The organism is Paenibacillus sp. NRS-1760 (genome assembly GCF_050467785.1).
Taxonomy (GTDB): Bacteria; Bacillota; Bacilli; order Paenibacillales; family Paenibacillaceae; genus Pristimantibacillus.
This window is the reverse complement of record NZ_JBITPK010000014.1, coordinates 579,104-596,333: the sequence shown is the minus strand read 5'-3', so window position 1 is coordinate 596,333 and position 17,230 is coordinate 579,104. Positions and strand designations below refer to the sequence as shown.

Sequence of the window (17,230 nt, the reverse complement as noted above, 5' to 3'; positions counted from 1 at the left end):
TTTATTTATCTTACCAAGATAAGAAAAGGACCTGATTACTCAGGTCCTTGTGAAGATTCTTGATTTTGTTTTTTGGATTCTGCGCCCTCAATAGTTTTGCCGAGCCACATTTCAATTTCCCTTAAAATGTTTACTTGTTGAGAACCATGGAACATTGAAATGGCGATGATACATTCCTTGATTTCTTCAACCGGATTATCTACATCTACAACCAATTCAAGCTTCTTTTTAATATCAGCCATTTGATACGACTCCTTTAATTAAAATAACCCCCGATGAGTATCGAGGGTAAGTTTTAAGTAATATTAATTCACTTTTCTAATTCATTAATTTGTTTATTTATACTTACAAGTTTTATTTTAAGTTCATTTAACTCCACTTTCATTTTTTCCGCACTTGCCTTTAATTCATTAATAACTATTAGAGAATCAGGCCGTAATTCACCAGTAACACTATCAATGCCACGTTCTTCTCGGAATGGGATGGTCTCAGTTTCAAGTGTGCGGATACTAAGTTCTAATTCCGCTATTTTCTTTTCTGTATATGATTTATCTACCTTCAACGCCCTTAACTTCTCAACTTGTCCATCATCCGGCAACGATGTTTCAATATTAATCACACCTTTTTTGTATGTTGCTTTCGCGCCTAGTGCTTCGGATATATCTCGTACAGGCGCATAACTTTTCCCTTCAGATATCACAGCACTACTCAGTTTTTGTCCATTAACTACAACAAGCGCTTCACCTTCAATTTTTTTACCAATTTTCGAAATACTATCAGCCAACACTTGTCCTGATGCCATAAGTAGCGCCCCTGCTACAAAGGATATAACAACTTTTTTCATTATTCGACCTCTTCTCCCAATTTTTGAGTTTAGTATAACACTCAGTTTTGGGCATGGCTATGACTAGCTGCTACAGACCAAAAAACACTTCCAGTGACTTCACCTTGACTATTAACAATTGCAAGCCTTGTTCCATCAGGGATACCGTGATTGTGTCCACCTGATAAACCTGTAGAAATACCTGATATCGCTTTAGCATTGAGGTCTTGCTGAAGTGTGCGATTTGTTTCCATGTTATTCAGCTGTGACCAATTATTTAAGTTCGTTTTATTGGAAAGATAGATACCACCACTTGCCTGTATTTCAAAATCGCTATTTGCCAAAATCCCCATTCCTGCCAGTGAAGCTACTCCGTGACCAATAGCTAAATTCGCATTACCCTGATTCATCACTAACGCTGGAGCAGGATTTGAACCAAAACCCCTTACCGAAGTAAACAATGCATAATTGCTAGCATTTTGATAAACTCCAAACAAATTACCTGTATTCGACATCTCGCTTCTTGGGTAAATGCCTGAATCCCTCGTTTGTATCTTTGCCCCTGTCATCGTTCCACCAGTTATAGTTCCATATGCTGATATATTCCCTGAAAACGATCCACTTGTTGCATGGATATCACCGGCTATTGTAGCTTTACTAGCTAACAATTCCCCTGCCATATTTACCCGAAATGGAGAGCTGCCGAAATCTTGATGACCTAGATGAATGCCTGCTTGGTTCGCTTTAAAGACATTGTTACCGATCCCGATTTCCATATCCACAAAATTACCTAGCGTCCCTATTACCTTCGGCGCCATAATTCCCGCTGCAGTTATCGCCGCTTCCGCAGTCTTACCGCCGTCACGGGTAACATATAACCCCTTAGATGAAATGACAACCTGGTCATTCGGAATAAACTTACTTCGTAGAACGATTCCTCGTTCATCATAAATGACTTCTGACTTGCTATTGTTAATATCATATACGGCTTGAGCTGCGAAGTTTTCAAACACTTCCGTCCTTACTTTTCCTCCGCTCATGATATTGTCTACAATCTTTTTCGAATCATTTAAGTCTGCAAGAATATCCTCATAGTCCCGTAAGAGATAGTTGGCTAGTACCATATCGGGTTGTTTGGCAGGATTAAACAATGGTTCCTTTAATTCAATTACCCTTGCTTCAATTCCGTTTACTTGCATTTCTGCATCAAACGTTTTAATTGTATCTCCTAAAAAAACCTCCGGCTCCTCCTGATCGATTCTGTGCAAGTCAGCTACATTAATAGGAACATCAATAGCGGGAACCTCTCGTTCTCTCATCGACTTACGTACAGCCTTAAGAAGCTCGATCGGGTCCTCGATTTCCTGATTAATATACTCCCCATCGAAATAGGTATTAGTGGTGTTGGACCAATAAGCTGCATAAGGAGAAATTAGGTAGTTCACCTTAATCACTCCACCAACAATCGCGCCTGGCACTGCATTTAATAAGGCGTACTCTTCACTCGTTAGATTTGATGCTGGAAGACCGATGAACGTCCTGCCGTCTTTCATCTCACTAAATAAGCGCGTTACAAGCGTACTTGCGCTGTCCTTAAAGTTAATGTTGATAATGTTCTTCTTCAGACGCGCTTGATAACCCCGATTCATACCGATTTGTTTTTTTATGTGAATCACAAAATTATCCGGTTCGATCTCGCAGCCATATGTGTTGATGATCTTATTAAGCGCCTGCAGGCAATCCCCCCTTCCAAAATCTTTAATATCTTTTAGGTCAAATGTGTCATCAATAACAAATGTGAATTTACCACCTGTAGCAGCTGAAACAGCGTTTAACAGGGTTGAGATATTAACGCCGAACGCTTCAGCGATATAAGACGAATAAGGGAATTTGAAATCAGCGAGCTTGAACATGATATGCGAACAAACATATTCAACCATACGTTTTACGCCTTCCCTTTTTCTAGCCCGCTCGTTAATGACATAATATTGCCCGCGATCATCTTTGACGTGTCCTTTTATCGGGATGATATCAAAATCCTCGCTGGACATGGGCAAAAGGAAAGATAGCTCATAATCACTATTGATACGGCGGCGGCGTTCAATTTCTGTTGCATCAGCAACCGCCCCTAAGTGATTTAGGTTTTTGTCGTATAGAGCCAGTCTTTTCAAGCCATCACCTCAATATAAATATTTATCTCGGAATGTTAACCTCATTTGAACCGATCGACCCGATGCCGGATCGGTGTATGTGATTTTATTACTCTCTGGGTGAAAGTCGAAGAAATCACCGTTATACCCGGTAATCACTCCGTTTTTCGTTACCTTAAGTTTTTGAGCATCGATAACTATTCGGTCACCAGGAGCAAACGCTCCAGCAATCTCGATATATTCCACGTGGTACCTGCTACCTGCTGCAATCATTTCTGATATGGCAGACATAACAGCACCGCCGCTTATGATGTTACGTATGAACGATGATTCAAACTCTGTAATGATTTTCATCTCAGCAGCTGCAGTAATAGCCCGCAAAAAAGACGCCTCCATTGCGGACAGCGTCTCCATCGTTGTACTCGTTTTTATCTGCCGGATTAAGCTTGCTGACATTTCGGTTGAAGACTCCATGATTGATCGACCATATACATTAACGGAGATCGATCGATTAAATGGAGTGCGGTTAAATGCTCCTCCGAACATAGATTACCTCCTACTCATAGTCCTTGCCGGATATTTCTTTGTATTGCTCTTGCGAGATCCAACCTTTCACGGCCACAGCTTTTCGCAATGCAGGCTCGTCTATTTTTTGAGTATCCCATAATCGCTTAATGGATTCAAACACTGCTTACACCCCCTAGTGCATCCATAACCAGTGTGTCGATTGCTGTTTGCTGTGCTGCTATCTGATTTAATAATTGTTCAATAAGTAACTGTTCATCAGTCTTAGGAAGAGGCGCATTCGCAGCTGCCTCTTCCTCTGGAGTCGCGCTCCTAGCAATGACGTCTATCAAAACACCGTCCTCAGCTACAAGCGTGAGATACGGCGCGTGTTCATTTAACTTTTGAAAGATTATTGCGCCATCTGGCGTTTTTTCATCGATTTTATAGCTGTTTGGATACATATCTTCTGTTATCCAATCAGCTAAATCGTAACTTCCATTTCTATGAACTGCTAACATGTTCATCCTCCTTATCTGTATGCAATATAAAAATAGACTTTGCCGGACTCATTAGTTTTTGGATACCCTAGCGTACTTACGTATGAAACACTAAACTTTGGTGATAGGTTGAACACTGAAAGAGGTGAACCACCCGAAATACTCGATGCTGTATAACTGTTTGATGCCATATGAATGGCTAGTTGTTCGATAGTGGGAGCAGCGCTTCTAGCAAACACAGTTACATAGCTCGCTTTAAAAGGAAGTTCTACATCGCGACCCATTGTCCCATCACCCATATATGTTCCTACAATGAATGGCATGTATCCAGCATGGTACACTTGTTGACTCCCAAGCGCTAAGAACATTTCTCCATCGTCGCGAAGAGTGGCTACGACTGTACCGTCTTTACGCTTAAATGGATATCGCCAGCCGGTTCCGTCTCCAAATCTTATTCCAGCAGCATGAGGAGATGTTCCGTTTTCGAATGTTATATCTCCAGTCATCGAACCGCCAGCCAAAGCGAGTTTTAAGTCTGCATAAGCTTTATTAACTACATCATCATTGGCGCTCGGAGCTGCTGTTTTAGTACGTCCGTTTGCGTCACGTTGCATAAGGGCATTTGCAGTTGCTGCGCTCGTTGCTCCATGTATACCAGTTGATGCCGCGATATGCAGGCTTGTTGCTTCTAGCGTTGTTGCTGGCCGCGTGAACCAATTGTCTTTCCCTGTTATGGCCTTGACCATATTTGCGAGTTTACTCCATAATCTTGTAGGCGTATCAGGCCCTGCGGCAGCTGCTACCATATCGTCAATCGTTCGATTACCTATTTTTGCATCAGTAACTGAACCGTCTGGATGATCTAGCGTTTCAGCTGTTCGATGTGTATTCAAATCATAGCGTGTATTGGCAGCGTAGGCTTCATCAAGCATAAGACGCCAGTCTTGTACGCTATCTTTTGTTTTAATATCCGTAATGTCCTGAGTGTTTTTAGCAACCGTACCACCTAAAGTGCTTTGGTAGGTTAGGGTTGTATCAATGATGTTTGTTGTCATTTTGTACTTATCTAGCGGCAGATAGGTGACGGTGTATTCTGCGGTAGCATCAAAATCCGCCTCTAAAATTTGTATTTGAGCAGTTACATTGCCGTATCCACCGCTCGGATTCGGGTACTTTGCTTTGCTATCGACAACTCCATTTTTATAAACACTCATGATCATTTCAGCTTTATTTTTAAACCACGAAGCCGGAAAAGCATTCGCATTTATATAATAAACTCCGCTGTTTAAGATTGGATTTGCTTTCTCTCGAATAACAACTCCCTCAAGCAGCACGATTTGATTACCTCCAGCTTGCAGCCCGATTGAACCCTCAGCTACAATCGTTTCTTCTACCGACGTCGCAAGCTGATAATCTAACATGTACGGTGTGTACGATAGTGATTTTGCAGTAGGTAGAACGCCAACATTTAGTTCAACGTCAAGCTCGAAATAGTCTGTATTGATCGTTGATGGAACAACTAAATTGTTATCGGATGGTCTACCTATCGTAGCGACTAAAGCAACTGTTTGTGTATAAGCCCCTGTAATATTGTTTGTATAACCTTGTTGCGCTCCTATGTTTGCGCTAGTACCTATGTGTACGGTCGTGCCAGTAACCCCCTTATCTAGAGGGGTTGCAGGTGTTGTTACGTTTATTTGTTGTCCCGCGGTAATAGTTATAGGAACCTCAGAGGAACATAACGTGCTACCTGCCGCATTCACCCATCTATAGGATACATAATAAGTCCCAGCTGCTAGTTGGCTCCCGCTACCCGTCGCCGTGACTATAGGCGCAACGGTTGGGTTCAGCAGAAGCCCCGCTGCGTCGGCGTAGGCCACAAAATGAATGAATCCATTCGCATCAATGTGCGAACCATTCGTCTGGATGCTCGTTTTAGTCGAAATGCTGCCTGTATTAGTATTAGCTGTACCCCAACCCGGCGTTCCATTGCCCGCTTGCCACAGCGCGAAATACGCTTTATTCCCTGCTGGACCACTACCAAAAATATAAGCATTTGCAAGTAACTTGGACACATTAGCTTTAAGCCACGCCACGCGCTCGGAAACCGTTACGGCTGAACCAAACAACCATGAACCATGTTTACGAATTACATGCTCGATTAGGTTTTTCGAAAACTTCATTTGCGCTATATTTGTATTTCCATTAGAAGGGTTATATACAATCCCGTCTAACGATTTAACTTTATCCAAATTAGCTTGAATCTCCGCGCTCCAGGATGAAGAGTTAGGAGGCAATAATGTAGGACTATAACCGTGTACTACGCTGTGCGGATTTTCCACAGTGCTTCCCGCGATTTTTCCCTCGAAGTCCGCTTTCGGACTAACCAAAGGTGTCCACTTTCTAGGCCCCACTAAATATTTAGTACCTACATTTCCGTTATTGATCTGCCAGCCGTTGAAGAAGGCTTGTATCTCCTGTGTAGTCGGCGTATATGCGTCATCAAATCCTGTTTCATTGTCTGAAATTATGAGGTCGTATCTATCATTGGCTACCGATCCGTATGTGTCCACTACGGGCGCATTAAACAATGTTGCAGCGTCGGCGTATGACAATATCTTGCCGTCGTACTTCGTCAGCGAGCTATTCTTTGATAACGATGCGCCGGGCGCGACGTATCTTTTCAATCCGCTACCATCGACATAAGTCCACGATAACGAGCCATCTAATACAACGCCTGTTCTCCATCTCCGCGTAACTGTCCCTAATGCGTCGTTGTACGTATCCTTAACGCTACCGTCAATGTTAGAAGCAAGGACGGTCGGCAAGTATAAGTAATCGTCGTTCTGTGGTTCGAATTGGGTTGCGACGTTGCCTAGTTCTAGTTGCGGGTTTGCAAATGTGAACGTACCTAAACTGCTAGACGCAATCTGTACATCCAAGAAAGCTGTAGTCGCCGATGTGGTAAATGTTCTGTTTGTTGTAGCTGGGTTACCTTGAAAAAACGTGATAGTCGCTAATGCTGCGTTTCGCTCTACAATATTGTTAAATTGACCCGCAACGTTACCTAGATTAATCGTGTACGTAGTAAGCGGCAATACAGGAATAAATATGGTGCTGTATTGGTAGTTAGCTGTAGCATTCAACGTCAACTTGTAAGGCTCCGTCACAACCGAATTTGCATGCACGATCCATTGCGTAAGCGGCGGCAATAGGTTCTTACCCTTCTTCCGAATAGCCGGATTGCGCAAATGTTTCACGCTGTCCACATAAGGGAATTTCTCTGCAAGCTTCTCACCTGTGTATTCTGGATCTACGTCGATTTTCGCGTACTCCGCTGCTGAAATTTCGTATAGTCGCAACCCGTCATATTGAACCCATCCCACCACCCCATTTGCGGCATTATTGTACAAGTTCACCCACAAATCAGCTGTCACGGTAGTTTTCACTTTTACATACAAGGTCTTAGACGTACTAGACTGTGCATTGCTCTGTATCCCGCTATGTTGTACGCGTAGTTCGCCCGGAGCACCATTTACAGTAAGATCAACTAGTGCTAGAAAATTCGTTCCTGCCGGTGCGCTTTTCACTGTGTTGTAATCCGAACTCCTAGATAACGCCCTATAGGTTGTGTCAGATGATTGCGATGTTATCCTTTGTGATTTAGTACCATAATTACTGGTAGGTTCTAAAGTAAATATCCCCACCCCGACTTTAGCCCATCCATCAGCCACACCGTCGCCGTTCGTGTCGTTCTCAAAATTACCATCACGACCAAGTAAATTAACTAGAGTTCGACCATTAATTGAAATATTTGCCCCACTTGCTTGAGACGTATTGATAACATTAGACCCTCGTTTAATTGTCTCAGGGATGGATGCAGCTTCAGACTGCATGGCATTTAGTGTATCTATATTCTGTCTTGCAGCATCCCAATCTGCTGCTGTAAACATGCGAGCTACCTTTGCCCCTGTCGGCCAACTTCTCGCTGTTGTGCCGTTGTACCCCCGCGTTACACCTGTAAGGGAATTTCCGGTTTTACCTGTATAAAGAATTGTCTCCGCTGTCTCATCCACACCAATAACTGCAATGTTCGGTGCATCAGGAAGGATCGAAACTGCTACGCTCTGCAAAGGTATTGTTGTTACGCTGGCATTGATAGCAGCTGACAGCTCCGTTTGATAACTATTTGCAACGCCTGGATACATCGGAAGTAAATTTGGCATTTTGTGTCCTCCTCTCTATTGCGCATATCTAATTAAAATCTTGTTAGCCTCGGCAATAAATCGATCGTTAGTTTGTATGGTCCTTGGATCAATTTCATTAAAATGTAACAAGTTACCTCCTGTTGCCGCGTCCAGTACGCCGACATGTGTAACTAGCCCCCAATTCGCTGTAGCTACAGGGTAAGGCGCATCTGCCATCAGTTTAACCGTCATCTTGCCGCCGTCTAAAGCAGCTGCTGACAAGGTGATAAGCTGCCTTGCATATGCTCCTCCATTTACCTCTGCACCTGTATTTGCTGCTGTGGGACTTGATGTATAGAGTGCGAGATACAATGCGTTGGGAGGCGTAAAAGAAACGCCCCGCAATGCATTAAGATTTCGTGCTGCTTGATAATTGGATATAGCCATGGTGGGTTCAGCTCCTATTCAAGTTTGTATTCGTTTTTGATCATGAATCCGTTAATGGTATTACTACCGATATTCGTTAAAACAAAAATCGGACTAGCGCTTAGATCGCCGTCCGATTCAATGGTTATCGTATGAGGTGATTGTGAAATCAGAAGCTCCTCTATATTTTCCTCGTCACTTTCTGGAAAGGGATTGTGCATCTTAAGCGGCAGTTGGAACATGCCATCATAGATTATTTTCTCTATGGATAATGTTCCGGCGTATCGCGCTCGATATCTTTTACCTGGTAGGTCGCTATACGTTATGGTGCGATCTCCGCGCTTAGCATCAAATATGCGAGCAATTTCTCTGACCTTCGCTTGATAATCCAGCGTCGCATCATCGGCCATCAATATACATTCATGTTCAATGATCCTTGAACCGTATTCCGATCCAAAATCCACATCACCATCTCTGCCGGCTATTTGTACCGTGTAATCCCTTGTTTCAGGTAGAGGAGGTATATCCCTCCTCTTAATCCCAATGCCAAGAGATGACCACGGGATGCCATCAACATATGCTTCAATCATCTTGATTTGCCTCCTCGCGACTGAAATCTCCGAACCACATTGTCCCGCTCCGTCCAGTACGTCTTAGCTGTGGAAGAATCATCAATGTTAACATCGCCCGTATGGGAAACGGTGTAGTAATTATGGTTCACAACGGATTCAGATGAACCAGAAGCCATTGAAAAGCTTGGCATGCTGTAGGAAAGGTTCGGCATCGCAAAATTCAAAAGTTTGAATAAATTGCTTTGTTGCCTTTCATTAAAGATAAGCTCGCCTGCATGTGCGATTACTGGAACAGCTGCTCCGCGATTACCAAGCACGGCGCCACCTTCTGAGAAGTGTTGAAGCTTGCCTGTATCTTGCTTGACGTTATACAAATCACGTATCTCTTTGTTGCGAGCTGCTAGGCTAGCCATTTTTGATTTATCACCGCTGGCTTTGGCAGCATCCCACAAGTCTTTATTGTTGTTGTATTCTTGTAGGTCTCGTTCTTCTTGTGACATGGAGATGCTGCTTATCTTACTCATTTTTGATTGATAGGCCGTAATAAAGGCGTCAAGCTGGGTTAGGATCTCGGCATTCTTTTCAGATTCTTTTAAAATCTGTATTTGTTTCAAAGTATCCGATTGCTTTATGGTATCGTCCGAGAAATCCTTAAAGGCACTAATCAAAGCATCATAATGTGTTTCAAGCGTTTTAACTTGATCCTCATACGCTGCAACTTTAATGGCCTTCTCTTCCTCTAACTTCTTCTTGTCCGCTTCTAAGCTTCGTATGGCTAGTTCGCGACCGCGATCCAGCTCCATCTTTGCGATTTCCTTGATTAAATCCTCGCGCTCTTTGATTCCTTCAGGACCAACAGCCGACTGCAGCAATAATAGCCTAGCTCGCTTTTCGGCTAACTGGGCTTCATAATCGTCATCGGCGTTCTGCTCTTTCATGGAGGCAATAACGGCATCGATCGTTTTAATCTTTTCATCTTGAGCTGCTATGAAAGCGTCCTTCTCATCGTTGATCCGCTGTATATTGTCCTTCTTAGCCTTTTCAAGCGCTTTGTCTTGGATTCCTATGAGCTTTGTGGTATCAGCGGTTTCTTTATCAATAAGCTGTTTCTTAAGGGCATAGACTTGCTCGTCAGACCGCTTCCGCTCCTCTGTGCCTTTCAGGTAACGTGCTTGCACCCGCTCCCATGCTTTCAGCTCCTCTTCAAGAGATAGCCTACCCATAGCCTTTTCATGTGCAATAAAGGACTCTGACAAAGCCATTGTCTCACGCATCGCGGCTTTCTTTGCTGCGTAAACCTGTTCGTCCAATCTCAGCCGAATTTCAGAACCTTTTTTATAGTGACTCTGTACGCGCTCCAGCCATGCCAACTCTTCCTTAGCTGATACTTCACGAATTCCCTTCTGATGGGAAATCCAATTTGATGACGCATTGTAAGAATCTTGCTCTTTCTTTTTAGCTTCCTCGATTAGTTGCAATTTGAGGGCGTATACTTTTTCGTCGGCAGCCATACGTTGATCGGAGCCTTTAATATATTGGGACTGCACTCGCTCCCACGCTGATAGCTCCGCCTGAGTAGATAAGCGTCCCATAGCCTTTTGATGCTCAATATATTTCTGAGAAGCTGCAAAAGCTTTAGCGAGTGGATCTTCTTCTTTTTTGCTACTCGATGGCGCTTTCTCTTTCGTTGACTGGACTCCATAGCTCGGATCAGCACTTAATTTGCTGAATTTTTCTCGGATAGCAACGATTTTAGCTAATTGGGTAACACTTTCTGGCACATATAGTGAGTGTACCCCGATGCCTTTTGTCATTTGTTCCATCGCAGATTGCGCTTCTGCAAGGCTACTGATTGAATCTAGTTCGATACCATAATACTCAAGCCTCGATTGAAGTCCGCTATACATAGAAGCAGTAATTCCAGCCTGTGCAAACCTTGACGTTTCAAGCAATTCCAGTTTTGCTTGTCTGACAGATTTAACAGCACTCTCTTCAAAGGACCAACCATCTACTGTTTGATAGATTTTGTCAGCCAATTGTGGGTACTGAGTGATTAAATCAGCTGCACTCTGAGCATTGAGCGACTGCCCACTAGCTAGATCAGCTAATAACTGGTTTAAATCCGCTATAGCAGTTCCGCTGTTATCAATCGCTTTCTGTAAATCTTCCATCGCACTACCAACATCAACAATGGCATCTTCGGCCATTTCTGTTTCATTTGCAGATTCAGTCATAGCTAGTCTAAATTCATCCGTTGCATCCGCTGTGTTGTTCAACTTACCATTCAGAACGTCTAGCGATTGCTGGCTGTTTTTTATTCTTTCGTCTAGTACGCCAATCTGCTCGCTTACTTCAACAATTTCCTTGGCCACTTTAGGATTAATTTTATTTGCATTAATAATACGGCCAGTTATATCGGCAACATCACCAGCAAGAGATTTTGCAAGTTCTTTATTCCCTGCTTTTTGAGCATCCATAAATGCGATCAAAATATCCAAATCGTTTTTAAGTGTTTCTCTTGACTTTTTAGACTTTCTTAACTCTTCCTCCTCTACCATTCGAAGAGCATCTGCATACTCTTTCCCAAATGATTTTATTTTTTCGGTGTTAATATCGATTGCCTTCCCGTTCTCATCCCATTGTGAGATCATGTCCGGCATGACTTTGCTCATTCGTTCAATGACATTCGCCAATTCCGCTTTGGCAGCAGTTATTTCCTTGTCCGATTGCGTGTTATCATCGATTACTGTTTTAAGTTCTTTGTATTTTTCAGTCAGAGTATAAGCATCTCTCTCCGCTTGTTTCGTTGTGTCAACTGCTTCATTTTGAACACCATTAAAAGCACTCCATGCAACAGTTGCCGCGCCTAATGCAAGCGATATGCCAGTCAATACTATACCTATAGGTGTAGCAATGAATCCACGTTGTGCAACAGTAGCTGCATTTGTAGCTGCCGACATACCAAGCATTGCTCTTGCTCCACTCGCAAGCCCAGTAACCATGGATACAATGGACTGACCTGTCATAAGGCGCATGCCAGTGTTTAAGGTCATGATTCCAGCGCCAAGCAACAATGTAGCTGTTAACGTATTACGGATCGGACCAGGAATAGAATTAAAACCATTAATCAAGAGTTTAGAGGTATCTACAACTGCTTTTAGCACCCCAAGCAAGCCGCTATCGCCAATTGTCACGATAAGTTGATCCCAATTTGCCTTAAGTTGTTGGGACTTCTTTTCTAATGTTTCCATAGCCAGTGCATTCTCGCGCTGAGCAGATCCAAATGAGTTCTCAGCCGTTTCAGCAATCTCCATCACTTTGCTGTAGTTGTTCATCAACGCAATAAATTTAGACGCCTGGTCACCGCGGGCTATCGCTTGTGTAATTTCATGACGCTGTGAATCTGCAAGTGTGTCCCATTTAACGGAAATGCGACTTAAGATCTCGCTGAACGGCATCATTTCGCCATTTGCTTGTTTAATGACACCTACGTACTTTTCGAGCTTATCTATTGCAATGTCACGACTCGAAAATGATATAAATGATTTAATGGCGTTACCAGCATTAGCTCCACTAAAACCCGCTTGATTTAGAACAGTGAGATAACCAATAAGCTCGTTAATAGGTACCTTTGCATTTTTAGCTGCTGCACCAACCCGGTTCATACCTTCGAGAATCTTTTTTGAAGTCGTCGGGTAATTATTAGATACCTCATTGATTCGATCCAATAGCCTCGCTGAATCCTCAGCTGCCAAACCGTAGTTAAGTACGGCTCCTGTCATTAACTCTTGCGCTTGCGCGGCGCTTTGAAATGACTGCTCTACGTTCTTCGCCATGAGAGCTGTCGTTGTTAGAGCTTCTGTTTCTCGTTCGTTAAATCCGCTTTGAGCGATAAGAGTGTAGACGCTTGATGCTTCTTTCAACGCGTAACCATATTCCTTTGCTGAATTGATCATAGACTCCTTAACAAAAGCAACGTCTGCTGTGTCGCCCATAACCCTTTTCACATTTACAAGCTCATACTCAAAGTTCTTTAAGACAGCAATTGCTTCATTCCCACCTCTAACGACTGCTGAGTACATCGTCTGTGACAACATATATTGAGATGATCGATTGAGCATTCCTTGGTTATTTAGACGTCTAAGTTGTTCAGCTTGCATGACTTCTTGCCGTGCTATTTCCCTTCGTACACGTTGCTCATATTGCAAAGATCGTTCTCGATCAGAGGTAACTCGTTGCACATTCGATCGTTCTTCAATTTCGAGCTGCCGGCGCATGCGGTGCTCAGCCTGCAGCACTCGTTCCCTTGTTGTATCATCTGTTCCCGTTGATTTAGCAGATGTAGCACTGGTTGATATCACTCTGTTTTGCAATACTTGCATTCGCTTTTGGTGTTCGAGCTCTTGCTGTTCGATTGCATCACTTCGCTTTTTCACTATGGCTTGTTGCGCCTTAAGCTTTTCGTCAACGATTTGGTTTGTTTTGTTAAGAGCTGCTGTTTTGGCAGCTAATAGTTCCGCTTGCGCTTTACGCTGAGCAACAAGGGCATTTGATTCTGCAATCATCTTCTGTCGGCGTTCATCAGAGTTCATTGCGATTTTGTCGGCTGCTTTCGCTAAACTTACATAACTTTTTTCCGTTTGGGCTAGTTCTGTATTTAGGACCTTAAACGACTCTGCATTTTTTCTTGCGCCGCCGTCAATGACTTTAAAGGCTGGCGTCATCTTGGTTATGTCTAGTTTTAAACTAGCGCCTACAACATCCTTATTTAAAGCTTCTATTTCTTTCACCGCCCTCTCACATATCTCTCAAAAATAAAACAAGCACACCATGAGCATGATGTGCTTGTTTTATTTGGTAAGGGTTTTTCCTTACCGATTAAAATAACCAAGAATCTCTGAAATCCCTGATTTGGATAGTTTTTTAGGTTCTTCGATTGTGCCACCATGAAGACGAATTTGTTCTTTCATTTCTTCGTTTAAATCGTCGAAGATGGCTGTTATTTCATACCAATTGTGATCATACCAAGCCTTGATTAGCTTGCGGCGCGATAATCGCCCATAAAGCTCTTGCGTAGTTAATGGCTTACCATCACCGGATGAAGCTGGCTTATCCGGTCCCTTACTAACCGAGTAGAAATCGTTCCACAGCGGATTCCATTAATTCGGGAATGCTGTTTTCGAATTCCTCCTTTGTGAAGCCTTCGATGCAAATGATGTTTAGAATCTCAATCCATTTTCCTGCTGCTGCTTCATTTTCTTCAGGGGTTCCAATTGCAATAGAGTATTTAATTTTAATTAGTCCATCATTATGCAATTCGTTTACTTCTTTGATTTGTTTAACCGTACCAACCCGTACCCGCTTCTTGATATCTGATGAGAATTGTACTTCTGGACCAATTCCCATAATTAAATTCATTTGTTCTTCTTGTTCCACCTTTATATCCCCCTTAAGGAGGGGCTACAAGAGCCCCATTTATTTTACTAAGTAGCGATAATGTCAATGACTTTGCCGTCTGCTCGCCCCGCATCCAGAATCGCTAGATCGATGGAATTGGCTGTTGCGGATTTCCGTTGCTGGTCGATGGTGAATGTACCAAGCATTTGCGCCTTATAGATGACAATAATGCAATCAAACCATTCATTGGTTTCATCATCGAGGGCTTTACCATAAGCTACAAACTTATATGCTTTGTTTCTCGATGTTGTTTTTAACGATGCAACAGACGCAGTAGTTGAGTTGTAATCATAAAACACCCGAATATCCTTACCTACCAACGCAGCATCACCAAGCGTAATGACTCCAGCTGCAGTAATGCTATATTGCAAAGCAGTTGGTGCAGAAGCAACACGAGTTAATTGCGCCCCGGAGTTAGTTAATCCTTTTGTTGCGACAATAATTTTATCTGATCCCGCGACAAGTGACGCTCCTTTGGAGAGCGTTACTGTCGAACCGGTTAATACAGTCAACTTCTCCACATGCGGAACAATTGTTGCCGCTGTTGTTAACGTCGCTCCTGTTGCTGCTAGCAACTGGTTGTAATCCAACAATGCATTTTCGATTTGGATGCCCGATTCCGCATCTTGCTCCGTAAGGTGAAATGAATATTTACTTGTACCGCCGTAGACCCTTTGCTGCTTGGCGTCGATGTTGAGCGTCAGTTTATTCAATCGTTCGAAATACGCTGACGGATCGCCATTTACGATATCAAATAGTGCGGCATTTGAAATATCATCGACAACCCATTGCTTTGCTGACAGTGACATGCTTATTTCCTCCTTTAAATAAAAAAGCCTAACCGTTAATGATTTCGGCTAGGCGTTTGTCGATCTCTTCTATTCGCTTGAATTCCTTCTTGGTCTCATAACCGTCAATTGGGTTAAAAGATTCCCAAATCCCCAGCTTCTTAGCGAGTGAAATTTTTTCTTGCGTCAGTTTTTCTTCCTCACTCTGCTCTGCTTGCTCTTTCAACGTCCTCACCTCCTGACATAATCAACATCATAAATAGCCATATACCCTTTAACACCTGTGATGCCTGTAGTCATATCGTCGTCAAAGGCTAAGTGGCATTTAAACGATTTAAACGACTCATGAGAAATGTATTTGTCATGCAGGAGTTCAAAAGCGCGCTGCGCAATGTTTCGCACTTGAACAGCTGTTGGTGCGTAGAAATCCAAACAAAACTTACCCTGAAATACAAGATGGTTGCGGCTGCTGTATTGCCCCGGTTTCACATACATCATGATTTGAGGTACGTTTTTACTTGTTATTGCCTGGTCGGGTTCCTTGCTTTTTATAAGTCTCAAGCTAGCATCTTTTGGAGGAGAAAGCGGCGTAAGACCAAAGAACGCCATAAATGCTTCATCACGCTTTAAAATGCTGTATAGTCCATCTATTAGCGATTGGCTCATGCCGTCACCTCATCCTAAAATATCTATGATATGGAAAGTCATCAATCACTCGCTGTAATCCATCAAGAATTCGTTGCCGATTTGACTGCAAAGCAATCCGTAAGAAGAATGTCGGCGGTGTAGGTCCAAAACTACGATCTATTTCACCGCGAGCTGCCAGCTCCTCCAAATCCACGCCAGCATATGAACCGCCTGACTCTCGCATCGTGCCATCAATCGCTTTATACTTCCCTTTGCCGCGTCCCGCAACAGCACGATTCGATTTAGATCGGTACCTATTCCATAACTCTGAATTCATGTACCGACTTAAACCTGGATTGTCGCTTTGTCCTGCCATTAGTGACCCCTTACCGAACTGCTCCAGCCACGCTTGCCAGTAATCCGCCGTAATATCCAAGCTAAACATGTTTGAAGCAAGCACTTCAAGTTCTTGTCTGACATGATTTCGCACTTCCGGATAGTAACGTACATTACCCTTGGCTGTCTCAGCCACTAAATCTGCAAGTTTGATGATCTCTGACAACATAGCATTTTTTAAATCTCGTTCAGCAGCCACCGAATCATAACCTGTGTACCCGTTACTCATCGTATATCCTCCGATACTTGGATATTCAATAAGTTCGGGTACTTCATACCATCTACAACGTCCACCTGAAAGGGACTTCCATCTATAATCAATCTGTCGGGCGAAGGTAATTCTTGCGGTCGCATTACATCGACAGAGGTTTGAAAAATGACTACGTATTTAGTTGTCGGGAGCAATCCTTGATCCTGTTGCCTTAAATCAGCTGTGACATATTGAACAAAGCTAACAACTCCCTCTTGCACTGTAATAAAGTCCGGCGCGCCTACAGGGTTATCGTTTACATCAAACTCTTGTCCATAACGCTGAACATCAATAGCTGCGTTTGATTTGAGCAATGAGCAATATTTATCCCGCTCAACTATCTGCCGCATAGTTAGGACCATATAGGACGCATCTACTTCCACGATATCGCCCAGCGCAATGATAGATTTCGGAGCAAACAAACCATTATAGACGTATTCTTTGCCCATTACCGTCGTTGCTTTAGTTTCACGGGATAGAATTACCTTTTCTGACGTCCCGTTGATTAGACAAGCAATTTGGCGCTCTGGGAATTCATTGAACACATTCC

General features: G+C 43.1%; 16 protein-coding genes. All 16 read right to left on the bottom strand.

The genetic code is table 11. The annotated features are described in order from the left end of the window. Positions 1-35: 35 nt before the first annotated feature. Positions 36-242 (bottom strand): hypothetical protein, encoded by a 207-nt coding sequence (locus tag ACIFSR_RS21950; protein ID WP_430059960.1) that lies wholly within the window; start codon positions 240-242, stop codon positions 36-38. A 68-nt stretch (positions 243-310) separates the two neighbouring features. Further along, positions 311-844, bottom strand: coding sequence for a hypothetical protein (locus ACIFSR_RS21945; RefSeq protein WP_430059958.1), 534 nt, complete (start codon positions 842-844; stop codon positions 311-313). A 41-nt stretch (positions 845-885) separates the two neighbouring features. Then, positions 886-2,994, bottom strand: a complete 2,109-nt coding sequence (locus ACIFSR_RS21940) for a prophage endopeptidase tail family protein (protein WP_430059956.1) — start codon at positions 2,992-2,994, stop codon at positions 886-888. Between the two features lie 9 nt (positions 2,995-3,003). Continuing rightward, a complete protein-coding gene (locus tag ACIFSR_RS21935) occupies positions 3,004-3,519 on the bottom strand; it encodes a phage distal tail protein (protein ID WP_430059954.1) in 516 nt (171 codons plus the stop codon). Between the two features lie 10 nt (positions 3,520-3,529). Beyond that, positions 3,530-3,661: an XkdX family protein gene (locus ACIFSR_RS21930; protein WP_430059952.1), complete on the bottom strand. Its 132-nt coding sequence runs from the start codon at positions 3,659-3,661 to the stop codon at positions 3,530-3,532. Continuing rightward, on the bottom strand, positions 3,654-3,998 hold the full coding sequence (locus ACIFSR_RS21925) for a hypothetical protein (protein WP_430059951.1): 345 nt from the start codon (positions 3,996-3,998) through the stop codon (positions 3,654-3,656). Before ACIFSR_RS21925 ends, ACIFSR_RS21930 begins: the two co-directional genes overlap by 8 nt. Positions 3,999-4,009: 11 nt before the next feature. Continuing rightward, positions 4,010-8,203: a hypothetical protein gene (locus ACIFSR_RS21920; protein WP_430059949.1), complete on the bottom strand. Its 4,194-nt coding sequence runs from the start codon at positions 8,201-8,203 to the stop codon at positions 4,010-4,012. Between the two features lie 15 nt (positions 8,204-8,218). Next, positions 8,219-8,611, bottom strand: coding sequence for a phage tail fiber protein (locus tag ACIFSR_RS21915; protein WP_430059948.1), 393 nt, complete (start codon positions 8,609-8,611; stop codon positions 8,219-8,221). Between the two features lie 14 nt (positions 8,612-8,625). Next, on the bottom strand, positions 8,626-9,180 hold the full coding sequence (locus ACIFSR_RS21910; RefSeq protein ID WP_430059946.1) for a phage tail domain-containing protein: 555 nt from the start codon (positions 9,178-9,180) through the stop codon (positions 8,626-8,628). Further along, the gene (locus ACIFSR_RS21905; protein ID WP_430059944.1) at positions 9,177-13,952 is read right to left on the bottom strand and encodes a phage tail tape measure protein; all 4,776 of its coding nucleotides are present in this window, start codon (positions 13,950-13,952) and stop codon (positions 9,177-9,179) included. The genes ACIFSR_RS21910 and ACIFSR_RS21905 overlap by 4 nt, the downstream gene beginning before the upstream one ends. Before the next feature lie 334 nt (positions 13,953-14,286). After that, positions 14,287-14,598 carry a hypothetical protein gene (locus ACIFSR_RS21900; RefSeq protein ID WP_430059942.1) on the bottom strand — a complete coding sequence of 104 codons (312 nt, stop codon included), beginning with the start codon at positions 14,596-14,598 and terminating at the stop codon, positions 14,287-14,289. A 47-nt stretch (positions 14,599-14,645) separates the two neighbouring features. After that, complete coding sequence (locus ACIFSR_RS21895; RefSeq protein WP_430059940.1) at positions 14,646-15,428, bottom strand: hypothetical protein; 783 nt, start codon at positions 15,426-15,428, stop codon at positions 14,646-14,648. A gap of 28 nt (positions 15,429-15,456) precedes the next feature. After that, a complete protein-coding gene (locus ACIFSR_RS21890; RefSeq protein WP_430059938.1) occupies positions 15,457-15,633 on the bottom strand; it encodes a hypothetical protein in 177 nt (58 codons plus the stop codon). 5 nt (positions 15,634-15,638) lie between these two features. After that, positions 15,639-16,073, bottom strand: a complete 435-nt coding sequence (locus ACIFSR_RS21885; protein ID WP_430059936.1) for a hypothetical protein — start codon at positions 16,071-16,073, stop codon at positions 15,639-15,641. Between the two features lie 4 nt (positions 16,074-16,077). After that, positions 16,078-16,659: a hypothetical protein gene (locus ACIFSR_RS21880; RefSeq protein WP_430059934.1), complete on the bottom strand. Its 582-nt coding sequence runs from the start codon at positions 16,657-16,659 to the stop codon at positions 16,078-16,080. Then, on the bottom strand, positions 16,656-17,225 hold the full coding sequence (locus ACIFSR_RS21875; protein ID WP_430059932.1) for a hypothetical protein: 570 nt from the start codon (positions 17,223-17,225) through the stop codon (positions 16,656-16,658). The genes ACIFSR_RS21880 and ACIFSR_RS21875 overlap by 4 nt, the downstream gene beginning before the upstream one ends. Positions 17,226-17,230 lie beyond the last annotated feature (5 nt).

Bases quoted from the DNA above. Each gene is read 5' to 3' on its own strand.
- ACIFSR_RS21950 (WP_430059960.1), bottom strand. From the start codon at position 242: ATGGCTGATATTAAAAAGAAGCTTGAATTGGTTGTAGATGTAGATAAT.
- ACIFSR_RS21945 (WP_430059958.1), bottom strand. From the start codon at position 844: ATGAAAAAAGTTGTTATATCCTTTGTAGCAGGGGCGCTACTTATGGCA.
- ACIFSR_RS21935 (WP_430059954.1), bottom strand. From the start codon at position 3,519: ATGTTCGGAGGAGCATTTAACCGCACTCCATTTAATCGATCGATCTCC.
- ACIFSR_RS21925 (WP_430059951.1), bottom strand. From the start codon at position 3,998: ATGTTAGCAGTTCATAGAAATGGAAGTTACGATTTAGCTGATTGGATA.
- ACIFSR_RS21920 (WP_430059949.1), bottom strand. From the start codon at position 8,203: ATGCCAAATTTACTTCCGATGTATCCAGGCGTTGCAAATAGTTATCAA.
- ACIFSR_RS21915 (WP_430059948.1), bottom strand. From the start codon at position 8,611: ATGGCTATATCCAATTATCAAGCAGCACGAAATCTTAATGCATTGCGG.
- ACIFSR_RS21910 (WP_430059946.1), bottom strand. From the start codon at position 9,180: ATGATTGAAGCATATGTTGATGGCATCCCGTGGTCATCTCTTGGCATT.
- ACIFSR_RS21895 (WP_430059940.1), bottom strand. From the start codon at position 15,428: ATGTCACTGTCAGCAAAGCAATGGGTTGTCGATGATATTTCAAATGCC.
- ACIFSR_RS21885 (WP_430059936.1), bottom strand. From the start codon at position 16,073: ATGAGCCAATCGCTAATAGATGGACTATACAGCATTTTAAAGCGTGAT.
- ACIFSR_RS21880 (WP_430059934.1), bottom strand. From the start codon at position 16,659: ATGAGTAACGGGTACACAGGTTATGATTCGGTGGCTGCTGAACGAGAT.